The following is a 24,076-nucleotide window of genomic DNA, read 5'->3' on the forward strand; positions in this document are numbered from 1 at the left end:
GTGCCCTCGGTGCTAACGGCGGTGTTCAGAGTTTCTTTTCTTCATCAAGGCGGCCCCCTGTGGGGGCCGCTGGTCGTTCGTGCCTGCATCCGTCGCGGAGTTCAGCCCCGGAAGGTGTTGTTCGGCGCCTCCAAGCGGGCCTGGCGGCCCGCGTCGGCGCCGGCGAGGCAACCGGGGCTGTCCGCGACGGACGAGGCCACGACCAGCAATCCCCGCAGGGAGCCGCAGAAGATCAACGAACTACGTCTGGACGTCTATGCGGCTAGTGCGGCATTCAGACTGGAGACGGCATCGCACCGCCGAGCCTCCGCCAATGGTTGATGAGGTTTTCGTCGGGCGCCTTGGACAGGGCGTCCTGAAGCTCCTCTTCAGCTTCGAGCAAGGCGTTCTCAGTGCTCTTGTCGACCTCAGCATCAAGCTTCTTGCCATGCTCCGCTGATGCCGGCATGGCCTTCTCGATCAAGTGGCTAGCGGCGGAAGCGGCAAGCTTCTCGCGGCTCTGCTTGACGCCCTCATGGGCTTTCCTGATCTCGTTCGGCACATCCACGACCGACAGCTCAGGAGCATGAAGAACGATGCCAGGTGTGCATGGAATCCCATGTCGAAGCGCCCATCGCACGACGGTGATTGAGGCACGACGCTCTGAAGGCTCCCAAGGGAGTTGGCTCAGATCTGCATCGTTCTCACGTGCAAGCTTGAGGGTGGAAGTTGCCGGAACATCCACCCACTTCATGGTCAAGTCCGGAAGAAGGAGATACAGCATGCAACAACGTTAGTCGTCCTAGCCGGCATCCCGCACGCGGCCACAACAGGCATGGATCGGGTCCTGAGGAACGAGCGCTAGAGTGGTTGGCTTGATCGAGCTGGGCGCGGCGCTCGGCTGCCGCGCTTGTGGACAGCTCAACGCCTTGACGGCGTCGACCAGCCCACAAGCTTGCCCTCGAATCATGTGTCTTGCCTGCTGCTGCATGTCCAAGCGCGATCGATATCAGCCTTGTTGTCGACGGATATCTTTTATCTGGAATCTTCACTAGCTCAGAGGTTCCATTCAAGAGGAAGTTCGGGTTCGCGGGCGGATTGATTCCGCAAGAGAGACGAGATATCTCCATAGGGATCCACGATTCCTGGCTGACTGGACCGTACCGATCGCCTGATGTGCAATAGTGGCTCTGCGGCGGCGTATACCCTTCCTCGCCGCTCGCCCTTTGCTACAAGCAGTCCCGCGTCAGTCATTGCCTGAAGGTCCCGCGTTGCGGTTCGGTCCTCGACATCAGTAAGCTTGATGTAATTGGAACGCCTAAGTCGAAGCCCCAGTGATGCATCAAATAGTGCTGCGACGCTTCTTTCGGGCAATCCCTTCTCGGTTGCTATCGAATCGAGTTCGGACCAGATTGCCGAGGCCTCTTTCAATCGTCTAACGACGACCTGGGCCTGTATGTGGTGGGCACGCAAGATGAATTTGACCCAAGGTGTGGCGTCGTTGCCTGGGTTCCAAGATCCAGCGCCCACGGCTGCTAGGATTGCATAGTAGTCTGGAGTGCTTCTTCCCAAGAACTCTTCGACGCTGCTGAACTCTGGGGCCACAATCTGCTCCCGCGCAAGAATCAACGTTTGCAGACAGCGTGCCATCCTTCCGTTTCCATCCCGAAATGGGTGAATCATCACGAGGTTTAAATGTGCCATTGCTGCCCGCACGAAGCTAGGGCCATCGGTGTCTTTGCGTATCGCCTGTACAAGTTCCTCGGTTAGCTCGGGAACAATTTCGGCTTCTGGCCCCTCGTAGACGACGCGTCCTCGTGCCTCGTCAACTACGAAGACCGGCTTGCTCCGGTATCGCCCAGGACTCTTTGAGAGGTCATGAGAGAGCATCATGTAGTGCAAGCTGCGAATCAGCGTCTGGTCCAGGCTGAAATCTGGATCGTCCGCTAGCTGTAGTACATAGCTCATCGCTGATCGATACCCGCGAATTTCAGCCCAGGTAGCCTCGTCTGCCGTCAGAGGTTCTTCCTCTTCCACGGCGGCTACGGCATCCTCGTCGGTGACGTCGTAGCCCTCGATGCTGTTGCTGCCCTGGATAGCTTTGGCTAGCAGGTTGCGCCGGAGTTGCCCGGTCCAGCGACGAGGCTCACGAAGCGCGAAGCGCATCGTGTTGCGGAACTGGTCGATCTGGCCGATGACGGCTAGATCGACAGTGTCCAGCTCTGGCGTCTGGAACAGCATGACTTCCTCCACGGGCGCGGCAAGTGTCCCAATGTCTCAAACTATCGGACATCAGTCCATCTGCTTCCGTCATTGAGACACGCTCCGGTGGTCGCTCAGCGTGCTTCGGCGTCATGGCCTTCACTGCATGTGTGGCGCTGTTTGGGTGCTGCTGTGGCCAGTGCTCACGCCAACAGATGCTGTCTGGCTCGCTGAGGGACATGGTGCGCCAGACGTCCCGGCCGATCTGGCGACGAGCCACGGCTTGCCTGGGCTGCTCGGCGTCCGCCGGGATCGCAAGCATGTGTGCGTAGAACTCGATCTTCCTGAATGCAAGGACCGCATCTCGAAGAGCGTCATCCCAGGACTCGCTGGAGGGCGTCGAGCCGAGGCCCCGCGATCGCAGATACGAGCGCAGCAGCGCCGGATGTCCCGCGGGAAGCAGTCCGTCTCAGCGCGCGGTTGGCGCAGTGTTGCGAGCGAGGGCCTGCTCGGCAGCACGTTGATGTGGACTGAGACTGCACTTCTGAGAGTGCCGCCGGTCGCCACCTTCTATTGTGCGGTCGGCAGCCATGAGGTGACGATGGAGGGGGTTGCACAACACTCGCAGCAGAAGTGAGAAGCCGTCAGAGGCGATGCTGCTGGCCCATGGCCGGCACGAGGAGGCCGGTGTGTACAAGGATGGGCCGCCTGTGCCGCGGATCGACCCGGAACGTTGCCGAGAGTTCACCATGAGCGGGCGTGAGGTTGACTATTTCATGCCTGTGGTCTGCACCGACCGAGGCCAGCACAAGAGAATGTTGCTCACGAGTGCCCGTCGAGAGCTGGACGGCACCCATGGCATGAACCACGCGCTCCAATGGTTTGCGCCCCCAATGGGCAAGGACGCCGAGCCGAACTCCCTCACGAGCAAGCACTCGTACATATTTCGTTGTCCTAAGTGTCCTCGAACGCCACAGGTCAAAGCTGATGTCTGGTGGCAGCTGGTCGACAAGGCTGTTCTGGCACGCCTGGACGCGATCGACATCTCGTTGCTACCCTGACGGTGCTGCGTAGCTCGTGCAGCCCCTGGGCCGGACGGGGTCACCTTCCAGGCTGGTGGGCTTCTAGCCCCCAAGCCGCGGCTAGCAAGCCCGCTTACCGGTGGGACGGTTTGTGACGTCCACCGGAGGCTTCGATGGGCCGCAGGATCTCTTCTAAGGCTTCACGCCAAGTGCAAGATGACTCGTCATTTTTGGCCGACCGGTTGCAGGTTGCAAGAAGCTGGACGGGGCGTACGGAAGCTCTACTCGCGGCCGCGAACGGTGGATGGGGTACGACACTGCGGTACGCCCTACTTCTTCTAGTTCAACGGGGTTCGCTCGCAACTGGTGCACTATTGGCCGTCGGCTTTGCTCGCTACAAAGGATGGATGTAGTGCAGACGCCGGTGCGAGCGCAGAATGGGTCGCTTGATCGAGCTGGGCACGGCGCTCGACGGCCGCGCCTATGGGCAGCTCAACGTCTTGGCGGCGTCGACCAGCTCAAAGGCTTGCCCCCGGATGTTCAGCTCTGGCCATCCGTCGTTGTGGCTGCATCCGCTTCCCTGCGCTGATCGGCCGACGTAGATCGCTGGAACATGTGTGGAACACCATTCACTGATCGGGCCTGGGACGAGCCTCCGTTGCAGGTCAGGTCGGTGTTGATCGAACTGTGGGAACTCCGCACGATGGAACTGCGCGGCTAGACCTCGCCCACGCAGTCCGTTCCGCGCGGGACCCCGGCCACGTGCCGGGGTCCCGCGCGGCTATTCAGTTGTGGAAGACGATCGCCTCCGAAGATCCTTGTGAGAGGCGATCCACGACTGTCGAACGGCGGTGCCCGATGAGTGAGCAGTCCGGCCCCGCCGACGAGGCGTGGCCCGCCGACAAGCTGGCCGCCCTGAGGCTCGGACAGCGCCTGGTCGCCGAGGTCGAGGCGGAACGGGCGGGCCGTCGCGCGTTCATCGACATCTGGCCCCGCACCACCCCGGCCGACACCGAAGCCGGCAACCAGGGCTGGAAGCGATCCGACAACGCCCGCACCTTCACCATCGAGCACTGGGACTACGAGGCCGACCTGATCGACGGCTACGACTACGACATCGGAGCCGTGCTGATCAAAGCCACGACTGCCGCCGGCGAACCGGAACTGCTTGAAGCTCTGGGGAACTGGGGCGTGCAACCGGAACAGTTCGTCTATCCGTGGCACTCCGACGACCCGAAGTGAGGACCTGGGGTGATCAGCATGAACGGTCCCGAGCACTACGCGGCGGCCCAGGAGTACCTCGCGGCGGCCACCGCGATGGAGGGTTCCGTTGTCACCGCGCACGGGGCGGTGAAGACCGCGCTGCCCGCCGTTGACGGGAAGGCGTGGCAGGCCGTCGCCGGTGTGATGCCAGGGAAACAGGGCTAGCCGGCAGTGCAGGAACGGCACGAGTACAAGGCGTCGCTGAGGGTCTTCAGCAAGTCGTTGGCGTTGGCGGAACTTGTTGCGGTGCTTGGCGAACCGGCCTGGGGCTACGACATCGGCGATCCGGTGGGTAGGCTTCCCGACGGTCCTCGCCGGACCATGTCCTACTGGTCGCTCGGCAGCAGTGCGGAGCGCACGAGCCCGCTTGACGAACACATCGCGGAGCTCGTCGCGTTCGTCGAGGCGCATCGGCGTGAGTTCGGCGCGATCAGGAGCAACGTCGAGATCGACATCTTCTGCGGTGTCTTCACCGCGGACGACGCGCAGGGCGGCTTCACCCTCACCACCGACCTGATGCGTCGGCTGGCCGAGCTCGACCTCGAAGTCGGTTTCGATCTCTACTGACCGCCGTCGAGCGGGCGTGCGCAATCAGTCGCACCTATATTTCCGCGCGGCCCCACCAGGACGGTCAAGAAATTGTTTTAACTCCAACCCGCTTGCCGTGTCAGAAGTACCGTTCAACGCGTTGAGTGCACATTCAAAGCGTTTAGCGGTTTGCGAGATTCGGTGAAGGCTGGAACCGTCCTCCTGTGGTTCCTGGGCATGAGGATCGGCATCGCCGGCTTCGAGCTGGCGCCGGCGCAGTAATGTTGGAGCAAGTCCAAGGGGGAACTGGGTGAGTCTTCATTTCGAGGTCGTCTATTCGTTTTTCCTGCGTGACGACACGCCGCCGGAAACGCTCGACGAACTGCGCTACCACCTGGGTCTGAGCGAAATCCGGCCGCCGAACCTCGTGGTCGACTACGACCACCCCGTGCTGGAGCCGGTCGCGGAGAGCTACCTGCCGGGTGGCGAGCACGTGGCGTTGCGCAGGCAGTCTCGCGGGCGCAACCGCGACGGCGAGATCTACGCGTGGGGGCTGTACGCGCGGTTGTACTGGGTGGACGACCAGTGGGCCGAGGTGTGGTGGCAGGTCGCGCAGTGGCTCGCACCGTACGCGGCGGACGACGGGTACGGCGGTTTCTACCGCGAGGAGCAGGACGAGCGGCCCACGCCGTTCATGGTGTCCAACGGCGAGTTGCGCATGGATGAGGACTAGGCCTCCCACTTCACGTACCGCATCGTCGCCGTGAAGCCCGCACGGTCGAAGATGCCGAACGCCCCGGTCGCGTTCTCGGAGTCGACGCTCAGCAACGCGCGGTCGTAGCGCTGCCGAGTGGCGGCGGCCAACGCGTGTGCGATCAACGCGCTTGCGATGCCCCTACGGCGGTGCGAGGGCAACACGCCGATGAGCATGAAGTGCGCGTCGTTGACACCGGTGGCTTCTGTGTCGGCCTCCCAGTTCATCGTCACGAGCATGCCCGCCGCCACCCCGTCGGCGTCGCGCAGCAGGAAGCTCATCGACGGCCTGAACGTCTGGTTGGTGATCTTGTTCTGCCAGAGCGGCAACGACATCGGGGTCGCGCCCCACACCGAGCGGTAGGCCTCGTTGCGCAACCCACGGAACTCCTCGTCGCTCGACGGCGACCACGGCTCGATGCGCGGGTCAGAAGAAGATGGCACGTCACGCAGCCCGTGCTCCATTCGCTGGAAGTAGCGGACGGGCGTGAAGCCTTCTGCAATGAGAAGCGGCGCGAGGCCCGCGATGTGCTCGGCCTTGTGGACGTTGATCGCCAGCTTCAGCGTCGGGTGATGCAACGCGTGCAAGACGCGGGCCGCCTCGACACCTGCCCGCACGAGCCGCGTGCCGATGCCCTGGCGACGGTGGGAAGGGTGCACGCCACCGTCCAGCGAGACGCGGTGCACCTCCGTGGCGGCGGGGCGGTACTGGATCTTCATTTAGCCGACCATCGCGTCGCCGTCGAAGACCGCGAGGCTGGCGCGCTCCAGGTCGGCGTGTGGATCGACGAGTTCGGTGAGCGTGTCCTCCGCCGTGTAGTTCTCGCCGATCTTGTCGACGACCTCGATCGCGTTGGCCGCACGAGTGGGAGCTTGGCGGGCATGGGGGAACGCTCGCGCCATCGTCATGTCCGCGCTCGGACGCGATCCGGGACCGCTCGAGCGCACGAGCAGCCAGTCGCACCAGGTCCACGTCGGCGCCGACTCAAGCGCGCCCGCGCACGTGAAGTCCACCGTGCCCGTCCACGCTGACTGCCACTGGGACAACTGGCTCGCGGACGGCCCCGAGCTCACCGACCTGCTCGAAATGCTCGTGGCCGGCCTCTGGTGGCCGCAGTAGCGTCGCACGATGACCGACGTTCTCGTGATCGGCTTCGACCCGCACACCATCCCCGGCTTCGACCCCGCGCCCGTCGCCGCGGGCATCGAGCAGGGCAGCAGGCAGCTCGCCGAACTCGGCCTCGCCGAGGACCTCTTCCTCATCGACTTCGCCGAACTCGACGGCCGCGCCCAGGCGAAGCTCGCGGAGAAGCTCCGGAGCAAGAAGTACGACGTGGTCGTGGTCGGCGGCGGCATTCGCAAGGGACCCGGCCTCTTGGAGCTCTTCCAAGCCGTCGTCAACGAGGTGCACTGGCATCAGCCGGAGGCCGCGATCGCCTTCAACGACAGTCCCGGCGACAGCCCGGACTGGGTTCTCAGGGCGTTGGAGCAGAGGCGCAAGCGTTAACCCACAACATCGGGTGAACCGAAGAGGCGCTCTCTCCGTACCTCTCCTCAGACCGAGAAAAACGCTGTCCAGCGATCAAGTCCTCGCAGGTCAGCTCCCCGCACCCCAACGACATCACGAAGCGTGATCGCATCACTCGATCGCGTGGTCGTGGACGTAACCCATAACGAGAGCCGGGACAGCAGCGAACTAACAGACAGCTCCGCCAGTTCGTCAGGAGGCAACGATGAACTTACGCAGCACTCACAAGGCGCGCTGACTGTCTGTCAGCAACTGCTAGCCCGACCCGACGCAAAAGTGACGAGAGTCACCCAACGGGCGCTCAAGCTTGCCTGCGCTCGTGACGCGAGGTTACGTTCTCGCCCGCCGATAACGGTTTGGTCACCGGCAGGACACAGGAGCTGCAGCTACTAGGGCCCTTTGTCCGCTCAGAGTCCCCCGCCTGGGTTTGCCGGAGACCAAGCTCCCCGACGCAGGAGGCTCCCCCTTGGCCCGGCACAGCAAGGCCGATGGCCGAACCGTGTACACGGTCGTGCCCAGACAAGAAGTCAAGCCCGGCGCTCACCGCGTCGAGGACGACAAGGTTCCGCTTGCTCACCGCGTGAGCGCGATCGTCGTCGCGGCGGGTGTCGCCGCCGGCACTGCGGCCATCGCCAACGCCGCCACCAGCGGTTCTTCCACGGAACTCGCCGCGGGCGCGGCCGAGCTGGGCGCTCTTCCCGACCAGCAGGCCAAGACGATCCAGACCGTGCACGACGTCAACCCGGGCAACCAGGTGGGTCGGCTGCTGCAGTTCCAGCAGATGTACGCGCAGCAGACGTTCGAGCAGGCCACCAAGGTCGCCGCGGATGCTCACGCCCAGCGCGAGGCGGCGGCGAAGGCCGAGGCCGAGCGGCAGGCGGAGATGCGCAAGCCCGCCAAGCAGCGCGAGGTCGAGGGCTGGATCAAGGAAGCCATCAAGGTCCTGCAGGCCAACGGCACCAACATCGACAACGGCTCCGTCGACGAGATCTACACGATCATCATGAAGGAGTCGAACGGCAACCCCAACGCCGTCAACAACTGGGACTCCAACGCGATGCGCGGCACGCCCTCCAAGGGCCTCATGCAGTGCATCGACCCCACGTTCAACGCCTACAAGCTCGCGGGCTACGACAACATCCTGGCGCCGGTCGACAACATCATCGCGGGCGTTCGCTACACCTACGCGCGCTACGGCGGCTTCCACAACCACCCCGGCCTCGTCTCCATGGGCCTGGGCGGCGGGTACAAGGGGTACTGACCCAGGTCGTCGGGGTGCGGGAAACCTATCGGCGAGCGATGCTGTCAACCAGGTTCACCCACAAGCATGGCGGCCCTAGCGGGCACTAGCCCGGTAGTGCTCCCATCGAACGCGATCCCCGAACGCAGGGAGTGGCCGATGAACGAGCAACAGGCACGCGACGACGAGCTGGAGAAGATCCGCTCGGAGGCGACGAGTTGGCTGGCCAAGATGGCCAAAGCCCAACACCGTCCCAAAGTCGAGCAACGCAGGCCTGAGCACGACGCCATGACACCCGCGGAGAAGTAGGAAGAAACAGCGAGAAGCGCCTCGGCTACGGCCGGGGCGCTTCTGCTTGGAAGGCCGACCACAGCAGGTTCAGCGGGTGATCCGCCGGATGCTTCGCGAGCTCGTCCGTTCGGGCGAAAACGCCGACAAGCCGCTCCAGTGAGTCATCTGAGAGCTCAACCACCCGGAGGCCCCCACCCTCCCGGAGTTCGTTGTTCGACGCCACCACGCCCAAACCAGACGTCACGATCATGGCTCCCTGGACGAGGTTCGAGCGCAGCAGCGAGATGCCGTACTGGATCTCGTCGATCTCCGCGGCGATGTCGAGCCCCTGGCGGTAGTCCGGCCCGAACCAGCCCCGCAGGAACTCGGCGATCAGCCCCGCCCCCGGCACGACCAACGGGACCGACCTCAACTGAGGTACCCGCACCCGGTCGCCCACAACCGTCGTCGGCAGATTCGTCAGCAACGCGAGCCCGCCGCGGCGCCACTCGATCACGTCGAACTCCGGCCGTTCCCACCCCGCGCCCGACCGCGTCACGACGCTGCCGCACACGAGGTCGACCTCCTGCGTCTCCAGCTTCGTCCAGATGTCCTTGGTGCGGATGTGCACGACCTTGAGGTCCACGTCGCGCTCGCGGAACTCGTCGGCGACGTGGTGCCACGCCTTCGCGAGCGTGTCCAGCATGTATCGCGTGGTGCCGACGGTGACGGTCGTGCCGAGCTTGCGGCGGCACTCGTGAATTCCGTCCAGCCACTCCGCAAGGGTCTCCCGCGCCAATTCGACGAGTGACTCACCGGTCGGCGTGAACAGCACGTCTTTTCCGCGTCCTTGCTTCACCACGAGCGCTTCGCCGCACAGTTCCAGGAAGTTCCTGTTCAACGTGTCGAGCTGCTTCTGAACGCTCGACTGCTCTCGTCCCAACGCACGAGCGGCACGTAGGGCCGAACGGGTCTCATGCACCGTGAGCAGCGTCCTGAGCTGGTCCATCGTGGTATCCAGTAGTGCACCGGGCATGTTCAGCAAACGGTGCAGCGAGGTGCTGGTGGGAAGCACCAACTGGGACGAGCCGGACATCGGAACCCTCTCTGATGTTCTACCGATCAGTTGAACTGAACTTGACCGCATTTCGCCGACAGATTATCTAAAGATCCTGTCGGCAAATCCCTGGACACTTATCCCGCGGTGTACAAAACTATCTGCGGCGACCACGCGTGGGAGCCGATTCCGGGGGGAATCATTGGGGGGTGGGGGTCCGCCAGGCGCAAGCCGGCGGGCCCCCAAGTATTACCCTCAGCCGTTGTGACGGCTTCCGCTCGCCTGGACTGGGGCACCACCTACCAGGTCACCGTGCTCGAACTCGGACTCGCCTGCTGCGGAGTCGAAGTGATGGCAGCTCTCGACCGCCTTCCCGACCTCGGCGTCACGCCTGTCGACGGCGCGGGCGAGGCGCACGTTCTCGTCGTTTCCGGCACCGTCACGGACGTCATGTTGCCCGCAGTCCTCCGCAGTTACGAGGCCATGCCCGAACCTCGGTACGTGATCTCAGTGGGCGCCTGCAGCAACACCGGCGGCCCGTACTGGGATTCCTACAGCGTCACCAAGGGAATCGACCAGGCCCTGCCGGTCCACGTCGCCGTCCCCGGTTGCCCACCGCGCCCCGAAGCGCTGCTGGAAGGCCTCAAGGCGCTGCACGGGCTGGTGAACGCATGACGACCTCGAGCCCCAGCACCCCGAAGACCGCGTTCGGCCAGACCATCCACCACGTGGAGCTCGCCGACTGGCTCGCGACGGCCACCGGACACCACACCGCCGGCCACACGATGTTCGACTGGCTCGGCGTCGAGGACGCGGGCCGGCCGGGGTCGGTCGGCCAACGCCACGCGGTGTTCCTGCACGTCATCGACCCGAGCACACGTGCGGGCGTCATGCTGCGCACCGAACTCGGCCCCGACGAGGCGCTCCCGAGCGTCGCCCACCTCTGGAAGGGCGCGCACTGGCACGAGCGCGAGGCGGCGGAGATGTTCGGCGTGAGCGTCGACAGCAAGCCGGAGCACCTGCTGCTCCCCGAGACCTTCCAAGGCCACCCGCTGCGCAAGGACTTCGTGCTCGCCGCCCGCGTCGTGCGCCCGTGGCCGGGCAGCCTCGAGCCGGGCGAGGACAACACGAGCGCCCCGAGCCGGCGCCGCACCGCACCACCTGGCGTTCCCGACCCGTCCTGGGGTCCGCGCCGCGAAGAGGAGCCGCAGTCGTGACGAACCTTCCCCCGCGCACGAGGGGTGTCATCGCGCTGTTGGACGCCAACTGCACGGTCTGCATGATCTGCGCGCGCGAGTGCCCCGACTGGTGCATCCACATCACGTCGCACACCGAGGTCGAGGAGCAGCCCGGCAGCGCCCGGCCGCGCAGCCGCAACGTGCTCGACCGGTTCGCGATCGACTACGGCCAATGTCTGTACTGCGGCATCTGCGTCGAGGTCTGCCCGTTCGACGCCCTGCACTGGGCGCCGGACTTCGGTTATCCGGGCACGGGCTCGATCGACGGCGAGGGCGCCGTGGCGGAGCTCGTCCACGAACGGGACGTGCTGTCCACGTGGGTCGAGAAGGTGCCGCCGCCACCCGCGCTCGACCCCGCCGCGGAGTCCGCACCGGAAACGGCCAGCGGAACCGGCAGGAGGCCTGGTTCGTTGAGGGGTAGGACGTAACCGACCCGGAGGCGCAACCGTGCACAAGCACTTCAACGGGTTGAAGACGGCCGTGCTGCTCGGTGGGATGAGCGCGCTGATCGTGCTGGTCAGCAGCTTGTTCGGCCGCACGGCACTGGTCATCGGCCTGGTGCTGGCCCTGGGCGTGAACGCCTACGCGTACTTCAACTCGGACAGGCTGGCGCTGCGTGCGATGCGGGCGGTTCCCGTGTCGCAAGTGGAGCAGCCGCAGCTCTACGCGATCGTGCGGGAGCTGTCGCAGAAGGCGCGTCAGCCCATGCCCAGGCTGTTCCTGAGCCCGACGATCGCGCCCAACGCGTTCGCGACGGGCCGCAACCCGCGCAACGCGGCCGTGTGCTGCACCACCGGAATTCTGGAGCTGCTCGACGAACGGGAGCTGCGCGCCGTCCTCGGCCACGAGCTCGCGCACGTCTACAACCGCGACATCCTGATCAGCTGCGTGGCGGGCGCACTGGCCGGCGTGATCACCATGCTCGCCAACCTGGCCATGTTCGCGAGCATCTTCGGCGGCGGCGACTCGGACGACGACGGCCCCGGCCCGTTGGGACTGCTGCTGATCGCACTGCTGGGCCCGATCGCCGCCACCGTGGTGCGCCTGGCCGTGAGCCGCTCGCGCGAGTTCCAGGCCGACCAGTCGGGTGCCGAACTGACCGGCGACCCGCTGGCGTTGGCCTCGGCGCTGCGCAAGATCGAGCTGGGGACGCGGGCGGCGCCGCTCGCACCGGAGCCGGAGGTGGTGTCGCAGAGCCACCTGATGATCGCGAACCCGTTCCGCACCGGGGAACAGTTCGCCAAGTGGTTCTCGACCCACCCGCCGATCGCCGACCGCATCCGCAGGCTCGAGGAAATGGCCAGGCGCTGACTAACGTCCTGCCTTCGCCACGGCCATGAGGTACTCGCCGTACCCGGACTTGCCGAGCTTCTCGCCGAGCGCGTAGCACTCCTGCGCGGAGATGAAGCCCATGCGCAGCGCGATCTCCTCGGGACACGCGATGCGCACGCCGGTCCGGTGCTCCAGCACCTGCACGAACTGCCCGGCCTCGAGCAGCGAGTCGTGCGTGCCGGTGTCGAGCCACGCGAAGCCGCGGCTCAGGTCCACGAGCTGGGCGCGCCCCTCGCGCAGGTACGCGAGGTTGACGTCGGTGATCTCCAGCTCGCCGCGCGGCGACGGCTTGAGGTTGCGGGAGATGTCCACCACACCGTTGTCGTAGAAGTAGAGCCCGGTGATCGCCCGGTTCGACTTCGGCTTCGCCGGCTTCTCCTCGATGGACAACAGCCTGCCCGTCGAGTCGACCTCGCCCACGCCGTACCGCTCGGGGTCCTTCACCTGGTACCCGAACAGCACGCAGCCGTCCAAAGAGGACGCGTGCTGCTGCAGGGTCGTGGAGAAGCCCTGGCCGTAGAAGATGTTGTCGCCCAGCACCAGCGCCACGTCGTCGTCCCCGACGAAGTCAGCGCCGATGATGAACGCCTCCGCGAGCCCGTTCGGCGCGGCCTGCTCGGCGTAGGAGAACGACATGCCCCACTGCGACCCGTCGCCCAACAACCGCCGGAACAGCGGTAAGTCGGTCGGCGTGCTGATGATCAACACCTCGCGAATGCCGGCCAGCATGAGCACCGACAGCGGGTAGTAGATCATCGGCTTGTCGAACACCGGCAGCAGCTGCTTGGAGACGGCCTGCGTGATCGGGTGCAGGCGCGTCCCGCTGCCACCGGCGAGGACGATGCCCTTCACCGGTAGTTGGTGAACTGGAGGGCGATGCCGAAGTCAGAGCCCTTCAGCAGCGAGATGACGTCCTGCAGGTGGTCCTTCTTCTTGCCGGACACCCTGAGCTGGTCGCCCTGGATCTGCGCCTGAACGCCCTTGGGCGCCTCGTCGCGGATCTTCTTGGCGATCTCCTTGGCCTTCTCCGACGTGATGCCCTGCACGAGATTTCCCGTGACCTTGAACACCTTTCCGGAGATGGCGGGGTCGCCCACCTCGAAGGCCTTCATCGAGATGTTGCGCTTGACCAGCTTCTCCTGGAAGACGTCGATCGCCGCCTTGCAACGCTCCTCGGTCTCGGAGGTGAAGGTGATCGCCTCCTCGCCGGCCCAGGCCACTGTGGTGTTGGTCCCGCGGAAGTCGAAGCGCGTGCTCAGCTCCTTGGAGGCCTGGTTGAGCGCGTTGTCGACCTCCTGCCGGTCCACCTTGCTCACCACGTCGAACGACGGGTCCGCCACGACTTCACTCCTCAACGATCTCGGGGTCACAGCCTGCTGCGATGCTACTGGGGTACCCCGATTTGGGGCGTCCCGAAGGGGTTATGTATTGTTCTGCCCGCACCGTTACGACGGTGTGGGGCGGGTTGCCCGAGCGGCCAATGGGAGCGGACTGTAAATCCGTCGCGAAAGCTACAGAGGTTCGAATCCTCTACCCGCCACAGCAGTACTGAAGGCCCTGTGACCAGGAAGTTCTGGTCACAGGGCCTTCGTCGTGCTGTCCGGCTGCGTACGGCTCGATCCGGTCGGTTGCTGGTGTCTGTGCCGAATACGTGCCGAAGTTGCACGCAGGTATGTCCTGGTTGTCGTCTCGTCTAGGCGGGGCCGTTGGTGCCTGTCGCTGTTCGCGGCTCTCGTGGACTGGTTGGCTTGTAGCGGTGGAGCGTGCTGCGGTGATGAGCAGTTGTGAACACACCCGCACAGATAGCTGGTTCGCCAGCGGTAGTGATGCCTGTACCTGAGGCCGCGCTTGCGCAGCCGATGCCCCCGCTGTCCATGCGAGCGGTAGTTGTCGTGGTCGGCGGCGTCCTTCTGCTGACCGCAACTGTGGTGGTGGCTTTGTGGTGGGGCGGAACTTCCGGCCTTAACGGGGACAAGCTCGTTACGGCCCGGCTTGATGCACTCCGGACCGGGCTCAGCATCGGTTTAGGCGGCGGCGGGGCCCTTGCTCTCTATCTCTCGTGGCGACGCCAACGCGCAACCGAGGTCACCCTTGCGCAAGCCGCAATCGCCCTTGCGCAGAAAGATCGTGATCATGACCACGCGGAAGCCGACGCCCGTGAGCGGCGCATCACCGACCTGTACACCAAAGCTGTCGAGCAACTCGGCTCTGAGAAGGCACCCGTCCGGCTCGGAGGTCTTTACGCTCTGGAGCGTCTTGCTCAAGACAACCCGCCTCAACGCCAGACCATCGTTAACGTGCTGTGTGCCTACCTGCGAATGCCTTACATGCTGCCCAGTGAGCAGTCAGTCGTCGATGTCCAAGCTGCGCTCCTGGATTCCAATCTAGAAAGATCCCAGGAGCGCGAAGTGCGTCTTGCTGCTCAACGTATCTTGGCTAATCACCTGCGTCCCGGTGACGGCGACGCTCCAGATGTAAAGTTCTGGCCCGACATCGAACTGGATTTTACCAATGCTGTACTCATAAACCTCGACTTTGCGAACATCGCTGCCGGCAGGGCGGTCTTTGTTAATGCGCGATTCGATGGTTTCGCCAACTTCAGCAGGGCGCGGTTCGCGGCTGTCGCAAACTTCGAAAGGGCGCGATTTGATGGCGTGGTTTGGTTTATGGGGACTCAATTCAAAGGGGTTGCCCGGTTTGTTCGGACGGCTTTCAAGGGCGTGATATTTGCCAATGCTGGATTTGATGGCTACACGAGCTTTCATGGCGCTCAATTTTCGGGGCGAGTTCAGCTAGAGGACACGCGGTTTGAGGCTGAGCTCAATTTTAGTGGCACAAACCTTCGGAAGGTGCAATTGTTGGGCGGTCTCCCGGAGGGAGTGGAGATACCTTTCGTGCTGGACGATGGCGATGAATCATCTTCCTGAATTGGTTGATAGTCGAGGATGCGGAATTCTGCTATCTGGCTGGTGGGTAGTGATGATCCGTCGCCTTGGAGGGAGTTATCTCGATTTGAATGCAGCGGTCGAGCCGCTCAGACCCGCTTGCACGCTTCTGAGAGCTTCTTGCTCACCTCCGTCGATGCACTTCGCGTACTCGCGCAGCAGCACTGCGAGGCTGTGTCCCGCCCACTCGGCGACCCGCTTGGGCTCCTTGACCAGGTTGAGCCAGAAGGTCACACACGCATGGCGTAGGTCGTACGGCCGCTTTGCCAGCGGGCTGGTCTCCACTTCCGTTGTAAACGCGATCTTGCGGGCAACGTCCCAGATTCGTCCGTAGGTAGAGCTGCCAATGCGCCCGCCGCGCTCGGCGACGAACAGCAGCCCGCGCGGCCCAATACCGAACATCGCGATGTGCTCGTAGAGGTAGAGAGCCAACTCCGGGCACATCGGGACCGGTCGGCCGAAGCCCTTGTGACGGTGTTTGAGTTCGCGTTCCTCGTGTCGCTTGCCGCTGTCCGTCCACTCGCTGCCTACCTCGGGCGCTGCCCCCTCAAGGTCGATCACGCCCCACTCGTGGACCTCCCAACGTTGCGCGTCCTCGTTCCATACTTTCGGGGGGAGCCGCAGGTTGTAGAGCCTGACGTTGGAAGCCTCTTCGGGTCGCAGGGCCGCGAAGAACATCAGCGCGAAGAACGCCACCAACTTGGCACCCGTGCGACCGATGCCGGCCACCTCGCGTAGAACCGTGCGGAACTGGATCGGGTTCGCCACACAACGACGATCAACCTCCTTGGCCACCGCCTTGTGCTTCTTGACCTTCACCTCCTTCCAGGGGTTCTCAGACAACACAACGATCTCATTGGCGTAGGCCAAGATGCTGCCGAACGTCGTTCGCCGTAGCCGGATCGTGTCGTAGGCGGCACGCTGCCCGTCGAGCTTCCGTTCGAACGCACCAACCACCTTCCGCAGGAAATCGGCGTTCAAGAGTTCGGACACCTGACGCGTGTTCTGTGACAACCACACGAGCGCCGCCGCAACGTCACTCGGGTGCTCCTGGCCGCGGCGCTCCTTGTTGCAGTGAATGCGGATCGCGCGGCGCAGCACCTTGTGTCGGGGACGGCCGCGGTCGGTAGCGATCATTGCTTCGGTGATCGGCGCGAGCGCGTCCGCAATGGACTTTCGATGAGTCGGCGCGGCTTCGTCCCACTTCATGTCGACGAACTTGGCGACGAGATCAAACCAAGACATCGTCGACAGATCCGCGGTTTCCTCCCGGAGCTTCGACAGCGGGCTACCCGTCTCAACGCAGAACGCCTCACCCTTGCGCGAGGCGATGACGAGTTCCGAACGGAAGCTGTCCGCCAGAGCAGCGGTCTTGAACTTCTCCTTGAACTGCCTCTTCTCGACGGCCCACCGAACCCAGTAGGTGGTGGTTCGCGCGCCCTTGTAGATATCGGTGGCGTAGATCCGGACGTTGAAGCTCGTCTTCATGCCGCCACCTCACAGCCGTTGAACCAGTCGTCCACGTCGCTCCGTTCGAACCGCAGTTGTCCGTTCGGCAGCCGTGAGAACTTCGGTGCCGTTTGCTTGGCAATCCACTCGTAGAGCGTCGAGCGGGAAATCTTGAACTCCTTGCAGAACTCGGCAACCGTGAGCAGTTCACGTCGGCGCATGACCACGCCACCTCCGCGTGTTGGTTGGAGCGATGAGCAACGGCAGCTGACGAGCCCGGCCAGATCTGGGCGCGCGGCATCGCCTCGGGTTTGGTGAGGTCTGTAGCGGCGTAACTGCCGTAAGAGCCGTAAGTCGCCTGGTTGAAGGCGTGCAGGGGTGTAAGCGGCTTACGTTCCGATGCGTAAGCCGCTGCCGTGCTGACTACCTCGGCTTACGGTTCGCAACGTAAGCCGCTTACACCCCGGTGACGCTGTGACCTGGTTCCTTACGGCCCTTACGGGGCTTACGCCTGTGCGGAAGGTGCAGGCGGTAGGTAGCGCCGCCAGGCGTCGGCGAGCCCGGTTTGGGCTTGAGCGCCGTTGGTCGTGAACGAGACGTAGCCGCGGCCGGCCTTCTCGCCGGGGTTGAGCGGTTCGAACACGACAGGCCTGACGTCGTAGCGCTTGAGTTCGCGTGCAAGCCCTTGCGGGTTAAGGGCTTTGCCGTCACCCATGTCGGCCCACTGCGCCTCTTCGAGCGCGTGCAGGGCGCTCAGGATGTCCGTGGTGCGCATCCGGTCCGTGCGGTGCTGCATAAAGAGTTCGCGCAAGGCGGCCAGGAGTTGGACGCCGGTGGATTCCTCCTGACTCGTAGCGGTGTCGATGACGAAGTGCGTGCAGGCCGCGCGCGTCCTGGCCGGCCAGTCACCCCCTGCGGCTTCGGCCAAAGCGAGCAGCGGACGCCAGATCTCGGCCGCGCGGTTGCGGACGCCGTCGGGTCGTTCAGGCCTGGCCGTTGCGACCTGGTCTGCGACGGTGTCAGCCCAGGCCGCGAGTTCGGCCCGCAGTGGTGCCGCTTCGAGTTCGACGTCTTCTTCCAGGAACTCTTCGGGATCGTCGCCGTAAGCCGCCTTGCGCATGTGGATGGTGATGGCGCGACTCGTGATGGTCGCGGGCATGTGTCCGGCGATCCCCGCGAGCGCCACAGGGGCGTAGACGGGAAACCGCTGCACGTTCATGGACTTCGCGTCGCCGACGCATCGGGCGATCGTGGCGGACCGCTTGTAGCCCGCGTTGAGTAGCCCGCGCAGGTCTTCGTTGTTGCCTCCTCGGGTGCTGAAGACCGCGTCGATCTCGTCGAACATCAGCGTCACCGGGCCGTCCAGCAGCAGACGGAAGATGGCCGCCGTGGTCATGGAGATCGTCATCTCCGGCTTGTGGACGAGGTACTGCCCGATCTCCAGCACGCGGGTCTTGCCGCTGCCGGGTTCGGCGGACGACAGGATCAGCCGCGGCGTGACGTACAGCCGGTCCGCCAGGTGGGTGTGGGCGTACCAGAGCGCTACGACCGGGGCGCAGTGTTCGTTGGGGAACCGCAGGAAGCGGTCCAGGAACGTCGTCACCGCGTCCAGCAGCTCGTGGCCCGGCCTGGACACCATGCCGGGTGGAGCGCCGAGCCACGACGCGACCGGGGTCAACGGCGCGGCCTCGGGCTGGTCCTCGTCGGGCGACTGACCACCGTCGTGTGGGCTCGACTCCGCGAGGGACGCCAACCACCTGGTTTGGCAGGGCTCGTCACAGAAGTCGTTGGACACCGACTCGGTGAGCGGCTTGCCGCAGGTGTGGCAGGCCATCACGGCGGCCGGGGCACTGGCGGTCGTGTCCGTGTCGACGTTGCCGATCACGTTGTCGATCACGTTGTCGATGTCCGCCAAGGTGTTGCTGAAGGCGCTCACGTGATGTCCCTCCTTTCGATCTCGTGGTGGTGCAGTTGGTTCACGCGGCCCGCTTGCGTGTGCTGGGGTGGTCGGTGAGGCCCCAAGATCGGGCGGCTCGGCGGCGGATCTCTTCCGCGGTCAGGGCTTCCGTCGCGTAGGTCGTGCGACGGGCCGCGAGCGTGCAGAACGGCAGGTGCTGGTTCAGCGCACCCGTGCTGGACATCGCGGCCGACACGGCAACGGCCGTCTCCTTCAGCAGCGCCTGTTCCTGTCGGTGCTGCGCCGCAACCTCGTGAGCGAAGCGGGTAGAGATCGCGTGCGGTGTGGACTCATCGAGGTGCGCAAGTGCCGCGTGCAGGACGGCGGCGAGCTTGCGCGGGTCGTTGCCGTTGAGCGCCTGCCACTTCGCGCTTCCTGCCAACGGCATGGAGTCGCCAGGACGCATGGCCTCCCAGGCCGGCCGAAGCAAGGGCTCACACCAGGCACGGACGACGGACGGGTCTCGCAGCGGTCGACGGGTGAACGCATGAACGTCGCTGGGATCGGTGAGGAACGTGCGGCGGCTGGTCATGTCGTCGCATCTCCAGGTTGCTCTGGGTGACTATGGATGGGCGTGCGGGAACTGCGCGCTGAAGGCAGACGAGTGGTCAACAGGCCGGGTTAGATCGCCGAACCTGGGTTAGGTTTCTAACTACCTGGGTTAGACAGGGCCGCACTGTCGCTGAGCTGCGGCAAGTTAGCTGGTTAGCCGGGTTAGATCAGGAGCCGTACGCCCTGGCCTGGCGTGTTCGGAGTGGCCTTGCAAGGCCTCCCGCGACCTAACCCGGCGTACCTCTGCGCTAGTTCTCGTCGTCCAGCTCGGCCGTTGCTTGACGAGCCAGAGCATCACGGACGGTGACAGGATCGACGGGGTAGGTGTTCTTCGTGGACGGCACCTTCACGCCGAGTTCGGCGAGCTGATCGCGGAGCGCCTTGCCGGTGAGCGACCGGTATGGCGTCCAGCGCGGCGCGCGCTGTGCCAGGAGCGCGGGCAGGTCGGCGACCCTGATGGGCTCGTCTCCCATCACGGCGTCCAGGTCTTCGAGCAGGTTGCGGTTGAGCTCAATCGCCGGGGCAGCCACTGCTGTACCGGGCAGACCTCGTCCAGTCGACTCGATCGCGGCCAGGGACCGCATGATGATCGGCGTGACCTGGTCGTTGTTGCGGGAAACGTCCAGGAAGTAGACCTGCACGATCTCCGAGCGCTCGCCGCTGAAGCCCTTGACCACAGCGGTTCCCTTGTCGGTGCCGGGAATCAGCTCCGTCGCCCGGTGGCCGGCCGCGTACGCGCCCTGGCCGAGCAGGGCGTCGTTGGCGACGTGGTCTCCGACCGCGAACGCGATCCCGTTGGAGCAGTTGCGGGTGACGTCGCGCGGCATGCTGTCCTTCGTCGGTGCCTGCGTCGACAGGAACAGGTGGATGGCTCGCTTGCGGCCCAGCCTGACGATGTCCACCAGCAGTTGGGAGATCTCCGACCCGTAGGCGGCGTGCTGGATAGCCACGTGCGCCTCCTCCAGCAGTGCGACGATCGGGTGCAGGCCGACTCCGGCGCTGGCCAGTTTCCGCGTCACAGCAGGCTCTTCGTGCTTGATGAGCAGTTCGCCGCGCGTCTGCACCTCATCGTGCAGCTCCCTCAGGTGCTCCAGGATCTCGGCGATCTTCTCGTCTTCTGCGCCCATCACGTACCGCGAGCACCGCGGCTTGAACGCCTCGAAGTCGAAGTTCGCGTCAGGAACCCAGATCCGGAGTTCCGCGGTCGGGTCCAGCGCAGCACCGGCCATCACACACCGGGCCGCCGAAGACTTGCCCTGGCCGGGCATACCGCCGCCGATCGTGTTGCGTTCCAACACCGGGCACGTGATCGGCTCACCGCGCAGCGTCCGTCCGAACGGGACGCCCTTGAAGATGTCCACGCTTCCTTCGTGCAGCAACGGATACGCGCCAGCGCCTTCCGCAAGTGCGCCCTTGTCCGCCACCCACAGGTCGAGGATTCCGGCCTCACTCCCGGTGGTCGGCCACACCTCTTTGGACAGCCGGTGCAGACCGGTGGCCAGGTCACCACGACGTCGGGCGATCTTCTCGGCGGTGACGCCGGCCGGGAGACGGAGCACCGCGTGGGTTCCGCGGCCGTCCTTGCGTGCGGTGGTGATGTACTGCAACGGCAGGCCCTGCTTGATGTACGCGGTGATCTGCGGAATCCGCAGCGCCTCCAACGCACGGGCGATCGTCGTCTCGTCAATCGTCACGTCCGCATCGGCATCAGCCGCGGTAACGAGCCAGCCCGGAGCCGTGCCCTGACGGCGACCCTCACGCCACGCGCCGACCAGGACCAAAGCGGGCAGGGACAGCATGAACGGCGTCCACACCACGGTGACGGCGGTGATGATCCAGCCGATCGCGTCCAAGACGCCTTCCCACACCGCGAGGAACCGGCCAGTGTCGGTGACCTGAACCAGTGTCGAGACCACCAGCAGCGTCACCAGCAGAGCGGCGATCGAGCCCGCGGTGACCCTGGCGAGCCCTGCGGCCATGCCGGGCAGGTCCATCAGCCGGCGGTGCCGACGTTCCTGTGCGAGTTCCTTGCGTTCCGTCCACTCCCGCAACGCTTCCCGGTCGCCCATCGCCTCGGCGGCCTTGATCTGGCGTCGGTACACGCCGAACGTGCCCGCGTCCCAGAGCCGACGTGCCCAGGACTCGAAGCCCTGGACGACGTACAGGGAGTTGGCGACCACGGTCCTGGTGGCCTTGACGGTCGGCTCGTGCTGACGCACCACCTGCACCGTGCGCACAACGGTCGCGTGAGCGTGCCGAACACGTGCGATGCCGCTGCCGCGTTCGAGACGGCGGTCGAGAGCGGCGCTCTCCTCGTCGGTGAGCAGCACGCCGTCCACCACGTGCTGCGGTTCGAGTTCGGTGCCGATGGTCGTTGCAGCCCGACGGGCTGCCAAGTCGTAGACGGTCGCGCCCGCGTGGTCAGGCTGCGTGTTGTCCAGCGTGCTCATCAGTTCACCTCCTCTGGCGTGTCGGTCATCAGGTGGACCAGCGCGGCCCCGAACCCGAGGACGATCACGGGCAGGCAGGACACAACGGTGGTGATCTGCCACGGAGCAACGGTCATGCCCGCGGCCTTCATCAGGTGGTAGGCGACCTGGCCGCCCGCGCCGAGCGCGAGCGCACCGAGCGCGGACCACTTCGCGAACGAGCGCGCCTTGTCGGAGTGCGTGCGATTGGACAGCCACACCTGCAAGGCGAGCGCGGCGTAGGCCTCCATGCCGAGCGGGAGGGTGATCGCGGAGTTGATCGTCCAGCTGTCGGCGATGCCGGGCAGCGGGGTGATCTCGCCGAATCCGGTGAGCTTGCCCAACTCGACCCAGCCACCCCAGATCGCGACGAACGCACCGAGCGCGATCAGGACGATCGGCCACCGACGCACCTGCGGACGAGTCGCTGCGGAGCCCGGACGTGCCGCCGAACTCGGTGCGTCTGCGACCTCGGTGACCTGTTGCGTCGCACCCTCCGCTCCGTGATCGTGGACATCCTGCGTCGGGAGGATGGGTGCGATCGTGGCCGCGTCTCCAGCGACCGGATCGGGCTCGTCCGTGATCGTTTCGGGCAGTGCGGGCACCGACTGCAACCGGCGGTCGGTCGCGGTCTCGTGCGTACCCGCGTCGATGTAGCCGAGCGCGACGAGCGCGGCACGAGCCTTCTTCGCACCGACGTTGAACGTCCCGGCAACGCTACGGATGGACGGCTTCTCGCCGGACTCCTCAGCCAGGGTGCGCACTCGCGAGATCAGGTCCTCCAAGCGCACGGGGTAGGCGCTGGTCATCGACGTGCTCCCTTCAGACGAACGCTGGTGGCGGAGTGAGCGGCGATGCGAGGGAGGTAGAGGAGCGCGAACGCGGCCAGCAGCGCGGGAATCCCGAACGCCAGGACCTGCGCCACCGGCTCGTCGGGCAGGCCGGTGATCACGGCCCACTGCGTCGACGCGATGCCGAGCGTGGTGACCAGCAGCTTCCAGAGCAGCACGGCGAAGACGAACGCGACGCCAGAACCCAGCAACAGCAACAACATCGGCTCGTCCATCAGCGCACCGCCGAACTGTTGGTGCGCGGGGAGAGCAGTCCCGAGGAGCCCGAAGACGGGCCGTTGATCATGGTGGACACTTGGGTGCCCCTTCTGGTCGCGAGATCGGAAAGTGGTGCGAGAACCCGGACCGGCGGTGACTTCTTGGCGGGAGTCCGCCGGTCCGGGGTAGCTAGGCGGCCTGGTTCCGCAGTTCGTCTCGGTGCGCTTCCCCGCTGTGGCCAGGCGTCGTGGCCACAGCAACGGGTCGAATCGACGTCGTCGCCTCCTGCACGGCCTGCGGCAGGGAGACGCCGTACTTCGGCGACATCCCCGCAGCGGCGCGCGCCAGCATCCGGGCGTTTCGCCTTGCGGCCGCAGAACCGTCCATCAACGCTGCGGTGGGCTCGAAGGGCGAGCCGATCTCGGCGGACAGCTCGTTGACGATGCTGGTGACAGCCTCAGCGGTGATGCCGTCGGGGTAGTTGCTGGTGGCGTTCATGGGGTTCCTCTCGAAGGCGATGCGCCGACGCTAGCGCTAGAACGAGCGCTAGAACAAGCGATCGCGAAGACGTGACGGGCTCGATGAGTGCGGCTTTGGGGTGTGCTGCGCTAGAATTTGCGCTGGTACTGGCGCTAGCTGGGGGTTTGAATGGCGAAGGACTGGCAGGCCGTTGCCGACGCGATGAACACCCGAATGGAGCAACTCGGGCTGTCGCAGAAGGAGCTGTCCGAGCGTTCGAAGGTCAGCCCGGCAACGCTTCGTCTCATGCAGCAGGGGGCCGCCGCGTCGCGGTCCGCGACCACGCTTGCGGCCGTGTCAACGGCGCTGGGATGGAAAGCCGATCACCTGGAGGACGTTGCAGCCGGACGTCCAGGAGGAGGTGGCGAAGCGCCGCGCGACCTGCACGAAGAAGTTCAGGCTCTTCGTGACGAGGTTGCCGAGCTGCGCACCGGCCTCGAAGGCCTGTCGGCGAAGGTGGATCGTCTGACGAAGGGGTGAGTCGCCGGCCTTCGCCATCAGGACAAGGCCTGGAAGAAGGCGACCAGCCCGTCCAGCACCGCTCCACCCCACGTCGCCAGCAGGCGAGCGATGACGGCCGCTCCCGCCGGGTCTCGAATGATCAGGGCGAGCACGGCCAGCGCAACCAGGACGACCACCGCTCGCCGACCGGTTCCTCCACCGGTCGGGAGCGGCATCATCGTTTGTTTCTTGGACATGTAGGTAATTCCGTTCTCGTTGGCGTT

Annotated in this window: 30 protein-coding genes and 1 tRNA gene; 15 read left to right on the top strand and 16 right to left on the bottom strand. The window is 65.1% G+C overall.

The window, feature by feature from the left end; translation table 11 throughout:
• Positions 1 to 274: 274 nt before the first annotated feature.
• Positions 275 to 763, bottom strand: coding sequence for a hypothetical protein (locus JNUCC0626_RS36435; RefSeq protein ID WP_394615253.1), 489 nt, complete (start codon positions 761 to 763; stop codon positions 275 to 277).
• Between the two features lie 272 nt (positions 764 to 1,035).
• Positions 1,036 to 2,220 (bottom strand): Fic family protein, encoded by a 1,185-nt coding sequence (locus tag JNUCC0626_RS36440; protein ID WP_394615254.1) that lies wholly within the window; start codon positions 2,218 to 2,220, stop codon positions 1,036 to 1,038.
• Positions 2,221 to 2,834: 614 nt separating this feature from the next.
• On the opposite strand from JNUCC0626_RS36440, the gene JNUCC0626_RS36445 reads away from it, so the two are divergent.
• The 5 genes from JNUCC0626_RS36445 (at position 2,835) to JNUCC0626_RS36465 (ending at position 5,727) form a co-directional block, all read left to right on the top strand.
• Positions 2,835 to 3,242: a hypothetical protein gene (locus JNUCC0626_RS36445; RefSeq protein ID WP_394615255.1), complete on the top strand. Its 408-nt coding sequence runs from the start codon at positions 2,835 to 2,837 to the stop codon at positions 3,240 to 3,242.
• Positions 3,243 to 4,061: 819 nt separating this feature from the next.
• Positions 4,062 to 4,445, top strand: coding sequence for a hypothetical protein (locus JNUCC0626_RS36450; protein ID WP_394615256.1), 384 nt, complete (start codon positions 4,062 to 4,064; stop codon positions 4,443 to 4,445).
• A gap of 18 nt (positions 4,446 to 4,463) precedes the next feature.
• Entirely contained in the window at positions 4,464 to 4,631 is a 168-nt protein-coding gene (locus JNUCC0626_RS36455) for a hypothetical protein (protein WP_394615257.1), read from the top strand.
• Between the two features lie 6 nt (positions 4,632 to 4,637).
• Positions 4,638 to 5,033, top strand: coding sequence for a DUF4279 domain-containing protein (locus JNUCC0626_RS36460; protein ID WP_394615258.1), 396 nt, complete (start codon positions 4,638 to 4,640; stop codon positions 5,031 to 5,033).
• A 271-nt stretch (positions 5,034 to 5,304) separates the two neighbouring features.
• The gene (locus JNUCC0626_RS36465) at positions 5,305 to 5,727 is read left to right on the top strand and encodes a hypothetical protein (protein WP_394615259.1); all 423 of its coding nucleotides are present in this window, start codon (positions 5,305 to 5,307) and stop codon (positions 5,725 to 5,727) included.
• Here JNUCC0626_RS36465 and JNUCC0626_RS36470 read toward each other — a convergent pair.
• Positions 5,724 to 6,467 carry a GNAT family N-acetyltransferase gene (locus JNUCC0626_RS36470; RefSeq protein WP_394615260.1) on the bottom strand — a complete coding sequence of 248 codons (744 nt, stop codon included), beginning with the start codon at positions 6,465 to 6,467 and terminating at the stop codon, positions 5,724 to 5,726. The genes JNUCC0626_RS36465 and JNUCC0626_RS36470 overlap by 4 nt on opposite strands.
• Entirely contained in the window at positions 6,468 to 6,761 is a 294-nt protein-coding gene (locus JNUCC0626_RS36475) for a hypothetical protein (protein WP_394615261.1), read from the bottom strand. It lies immediately after the preceding gene.
• Between the two features lie 115 nt (positions 6,762 to 6,876).
• Here JNUCC0626_RS36475 and JNUCC0626_RS36480 point away from each other — a divergent pair, with 115 nt between their 5' ends.
• From JNUCC0626_RS36480 to JNUCC0626_RS36490, 3 genes are all read left to right on the top strand, one after another.
• Positions 6,877 to 7,254, top strand: a complete 378-nt coding sequence (locus JNUCC0626_RS36480; protein WP_394615262.1) for a hypothetical protein — start codon at positions 6,877 to 6,879, stop codon at positions 7,252 to 7,254.
• 532 nt (positions 7,255 to 7,786) lie between these two features.
• The gene (locus JNUCC0626_RS36485) at positions 7,787 to 8,536 is read left to right on the top strand and encodes a transglycosylase SLT domain-containing protein (RefSeq protein ID WP_394615263.1); all 750 of its coding nucleotides are present in this window, start codon (positions 7,787 to 7,789) and stop codon (positions 8,534 to 8,536) included.
• A gap of 138 nt (positions 8,537 to 8,674) precedes the next feature.
• Complete coding sequence (locus tag JNUCC0626_RS36490) at positions 8,675 to 8,824, top strand: hypothetical protein (protein WP_394615264.1); 150 nt, start codon at positions 8,675 to 8,677, stop codon at positions 8,822 to 8,824.
• A gap of 25 nt (positions 8,825 to 8,849) precedes the next feature.
• Here JNUCC0626_RS36490 and JNUCC0626_RS36495 read toward each other — a convergent pair whose 3' ends face one another.
• A complete protein-coding gene (locus JNUCC0626_RS36495) occupies positions 8,850 to 9,794 on the bottom strand; it encodes a LysR family transcriptional regulator (RefSeq protein ID WP_430623485.1) in 945 nt (314 codons plus the stop codon).
• 312 nt (positions 9,795 to 10,106) lie between these two features.
• On the opposite strand from JNUCC0626_RS36495, the gene JNUCC0626_RS36500 reads away from it, so the two are divergent.
• From JNUCC0626_RS36500 to htpX, 4 genes are read left to right on the top strand one after another with little or no spacing between them, the layout of a single operon-like run.
• Complete coding sequence (locus JNUCC0626_RS36500; protein ID WP_191298138.1) at positions 10,107 to 10,517, top strand: NADH-quinone oxidoreductase subunit B; 411 nt, start codon at positions 10,107 to 10,109, stop codon at positions 10,515 to 10,517.
• Entirely contained in the window at positions 10,514 to 11,059 is a 546-nt protein-coding gene (locus JNUCC0626_RS36505) for an NADH-quinone oxidoreductase subunit C (protein WP_394615266.1), read from the top strand. Before JNUCC0626_RS36500 ends, JNUCC0626_RS36505 begins: the two co-directional genes overlap by 4 nt.
• Complete coding sequence (locus JNUCC0626_RS36510; protein WP_394615267.1) at positions 11,056 to 11,508, top strand: 4Fe-4S binding protein; 453 nt, start codon at positions 11,056 to 11,058, stop codon at positions 11,506 to 11,508. Before JNUCC0626_RS36505 ends, JNUCC0626_RS36510 begins: the two co-directional genes overlap by 4 nt.
• Positions 11,509 to 11,527: 19 nt before the next feature.
• On the top strand, positions 11,528 to 12,391 hold the full coding sequence (gene htpX, locus JNUCC0626_RS36515) for a zinc metalloprotease HtpX (protein ID WP_394615268.1): 864 nt from the start codon (positions 11,528 to 11,530) through the stop codon (positions 12,389 to 12,391).
• On the opposite strand, the gene rfbA is transcribed toward htpX, so the two are convergent.
• Positions 12,392 to 13,264, bottom strand: a complete 873-nt coding sequence (gene rfbA, locus JNUCC0626_RS36520; protein WP_394615269.1) for a glucose-1-phosphate thymidylyltransferase RfbA — start codon at positions 13,262 to 13,264, stop codon at positions 12,392 to 12,394.
• A complete protein-coding gene (locus JNUCC0626_RS36525) occupies positions 13,261 to 13,752 on the bottom strand; it encodes a YajQ family cyclic di-GMP-binding protein (RefSeq protein ID WP_394615270.1) in 492 nt (163 codons plus the stop codon). The genes rfbA and JNUCC0626_RS36525 overlap by 4 nt, the downstream gene beginning before the upstream one ends.
• Positions 13,753 to 13,871: 119 nt before the next feature.
• Here JNUCC0626_RS36525 and JNUCC0626_RS36530 point away from each other — a divergent pair.
• Both JNUCC0626_RS36530 and JNUCC0626_RS36535 read left to right on the top strand, forming a co-directional pair.
• Positions 13,872 to 13,952 (top strand) — tRNA-Tyr (locus JNUCC0626_RS36530).
• A 244-nt stretch (positions 13,953 to 14,196) separates the two neighbouring features.
• Positions 14,197 to 15,339: a pentapeptide repeat-containing protein gene (locus JNUCC0626_RS36535; protein ID WP_394615271.1), complete on the top strand. Its 1,143-nt coding sequence runs from the start codon at positions 14,197 to 14,199 to the stop codon at positions 15,337 to 15,339.
• Between the two features lie 75 nt (positions 15,340 to 15,414).
• Here the strand turns inward: JNUCC0626_RS36535 and JNUCC0626_RS36540 are convergent, their stop codons facing one another.
• From JNUCC0626_RS36540 to JNUCC0626_RS36575, 8 genes are all read right to left on the bottom strand, one after another.
• The gene (locus JNUCC0626_RS36540) at positions 15,415 to 16,845 is read right to left on the bottom strand and encodes an integrase (RefSeq protein WP_394615272.1); all 1,431 of its coding nucleotides are present in this window, start codon (positions 16,843 to 16,845) and stop codon (positions 15,415 to 15,417) included.
• Positions 16,842 to 17,027: a helix-turn-helix transcriptional regulator gene (locus tag JNUCC0626_RS36545; RefSeq protein ID WP_394615273.1), complete on the bottom strand. Its 186-nt coding sequence runs from the start codon at positions 17,025 to 17,027 to the stop codon at positions 16,842 to 16,844. Before JNUCC0626_RS36545 ends, JNUCC0626_RS36540 begins: the two co-directional genes overlap by 4 nt.
• A gap of 284 nt (positions 17,028 to 17,311) precedes the next feature.
• The gene (locus JNUCC0626_RS36550; protein WP_394615274.1) at positions 17,312 to 18,742 is read right to left on the bottom strand and encodes a DUF3631 domain-containing protein; all 1,431 of its coding nucleotides are present in this window, start codon (positions 18,740 to 18,742) and stop codon (positions 17,312 to 17,314) included.
• A 40-nt stretch (positions 18,743 to 18,782) separates the two neighbouring features.
• Positions 18,783 to 19,169, bottom strand: a complete 387-nt coding sequence (locus JNUCC0626_RS36555) for a DUF2742 domain-containing protein (protein ID WP_394615275.1) — start codon at positions 19,167 to 19,169, stop codon at positions 18,783 to 18,785.
• Between the two features lie 394 nt (positions 19,170 to 19,563).
• Complete coding sequence (locus tag JNUCC0626_RS36560) at positions 19,564 to 21,765, bottom strand: cell division protein FtsK (protein WP_394615276.1); 2,202 nt, start codon at positions 21,763 to 21,765, stop codon at positions 19,564 to 19,566.
• Positions 21,765 to 22,592 (bottom strand): ABC transporter permease, encoded by an 828-nt coding sequence (locus tag JNUCC0626_RS36565; protein ID WP_394615277.1) that lies wholly within the window; start codon positions 22,590 to 22,592, stop codon positions 21,765 to 21,767. Before JNUCC0626_RS36565 ends, JNUCC0626_RS36560 begins: the two co-directional genes overlap by 1 nt.
• Positions 22,589 to 22,849 (bottom strand): hypothetical protein, encoded by a 261-nt coding sequence (locus JNUCC0626_RS36570; RefSeq protein WP_394615278.1) that lies wholly within the window; start codon positions 22,847 to 22,849, stop codon positions 22,589 to 22,591. The genes JNUCC0626_RS36565 and JNUCC0626_RS36570 overlap by 4 nt, the downstream gene beginning before the upstream one ends.
• A 172-nt stretch (positions 22,850 to 23,021) precedes the next feature.
• Entirely contained in the window at positions 23,022 to 23,330 is a 309-nt protein-coding gene (locus JNUCC0626_RS36575) for a hypothetical protein (protein ID WP_394615279.1), read from the bottom strand.
• 150 nt (positions 23,331 to 23,480) lie between these two features.
• Here JNUCC0626_RS36575 and JNUCC0626_RS36580 point away from each other — a divergent pair, with 150 nt between their 5' ends.
• Positions 23,481 to 23,831 (top strand): helix-turn-helix domain-containing protein, encoded by a 351-nt coding sequence (locus JNUCC0626_RS36580; RefSeq protein ID WP_394615280.1) that lies wholly within the window; start codon positions 23,481 to 23,483, stop codon positions 23,829 to 23,831.
• 17 nt (positions 23,832 to 23,848) lie between these two features.
• Here JNUCC0626_RS36580 and JNUCC0626_RS36585 read toward each other — a convergent pair whose 3' ends face one another.
• The gene (locus tag JNUCC0626_RS36585; RefSeq protein WP_394615281.1) at positions 23,849 to 24,049 is read right to left on the bottom strand and encodes a hypothetical protein; all 201 of its coding nucleotides are present in this window, start codon (positions 24,047 to 24,049) and stop codon (positions 23,849 to 23,851) included.
• Between the last annotated feature and the right edge of the window lie 27 nt (positions 24,050 to 24,076).

This window comes from Lentzea sp. JNUCC 0626 (assembly GCF_043632865.1).
GTDB lineage: Bacteria > Actinomycetota > Actinomycetes > Mycobacteriales > Pseudonocardiaceae > Lentzea.

Coding starts and splice junctions, on each gene's coding strand:
- JNUCC0626_RS36490 (WP_394615264.1), top strand. CDS start 8,675: ATGAACGAGCAACAGGCACGCGACGACGAGCTGGAGAAGATCCGCTCG.
- JNUCC0626_RS36470 (WP_394615260.1), bottom strand. CDS start 6,467: ATGAAGATCCAGTACCGCCCCGCCGCCACGGAGGTGCACCGCGTCTCG.
- JNUCC0626_RS36450 (WP_394615256.1), top strand. CDS start 4,062: ATGAGTGAGCAGTCCGGCCCCGCCGACGAGGCGTGGCCCGCCGACAAG.
- JNUCC0626_RS36455 (WP_394615257.1), top strand. CDS start 4,464: ATGAACGGTCCCGAGCACTACGCGGCGGCCCAGGAGTACCTCGCGGCG.
- JNUCC0626_RS36580 (WP_394615280.1), top strand. CDS start 23,481: ATGGCGAAGGACTGGCAGGCCGTTGCCGACGCGATGAACACCCGAATG.
- JNUCC0626_RS36545 (WP_394615273.1), bottom strand. CDS start 17,027: ATGCGCCGACGTGAACTGCTCACGGTTGCCGAGTTCTGCAAGGAGTTC.
- JNUCC0626_RS36445 (WP_394615255.1), top strand. CDS start 2,835: ATGCTGCTGGCCCATGGCCGGCACGAGGAGGCCGGTGTGTACAAGGAT.
- JNUCC0626_RS36505 (WP_394615266.1), top strand. CDS start 10,514: ATGACGACCTCGAGCCCCAGCACCCCGAAGACCGCGTTCGGCCAGACC.
- JNUCC0626_RS36440 (WP_394615254.1), bottom strand. CDS start 2,220: ATGCTGTTCCAGACGCCAGAGCTGGACACTGTCGATCTAGCCGTCATC.
- JNUCC0626_RS36570 (WP_394615278.1), bottom strand. CDS start 22,849: ATGGACGAGCCGATGTTGTTGCTGTTGCTGGGTTCTGGCGTCGCGTTC.
- JNUCC0626_RS36495 (WP_430623485.1), bottom strand. CDS start 9,794: ATGGACCAGCTCAGGACGCTGCTCACGGTGCATGAGACCCGTTCGGCC.
- JNUCC0626_RS36585 (WP_394615281.1), bottom strand. CDS start 24,049: ATGTCCAAGAAACAAACGATGATGCCGCTCCCGACCGGTGGAGGAACC.
- JNUCC0626_RS36435 (WP_394615253.1), bottom strand. CDS start 763: ATGCTGTATCTCCTTCTTCCGGACTTGACCATGAAGTGGGTGGATGTT.
- JNUCC0626_RS36480 (WP_394615262.1), top strand. CDS start 6,877: ATGACCGACGTTCTCGTGATCGGCTTCGACCCGCACACCATCCCCGGC.
- JNUCC0626_RS36575 (WP_394615279.1), bottom strand. CDS start 23,330: ATGAACGCCACCAGCAACTACCCCGACGGCATCACCGCTGAGGCTGTC.
- JNUCC0626_RS36565 (WP_394615277.1), bottom strand. CDS start 22,592: ATGACCAGCGCCTACCCCGTGCGCTTGGAGGACCTGATCTCGCGAGTG.
- JNUCC0626_RS36560 (WP_394615276.1), bottom strand. CDS start 21,765: ATGAGCACGCTGGACAACACGCAGCCTGACCACGCGGGCGCGACCGTC.
- JNUCC0626_RS36555 (WP_394615275.1), bottom strand. CDS start 19,169: ATGCGTCCTGGCGACTCCATGCCGTTGGCAGGAAGCGCGAAGTGGCAG.
- JNUCC0626_RS36540 (WP_394615272.1), bottom strand. CDS start 16,845: ATGAAGACGAGCTTCAACGTCCGGATCTACGCCACCGATATCTACAAG.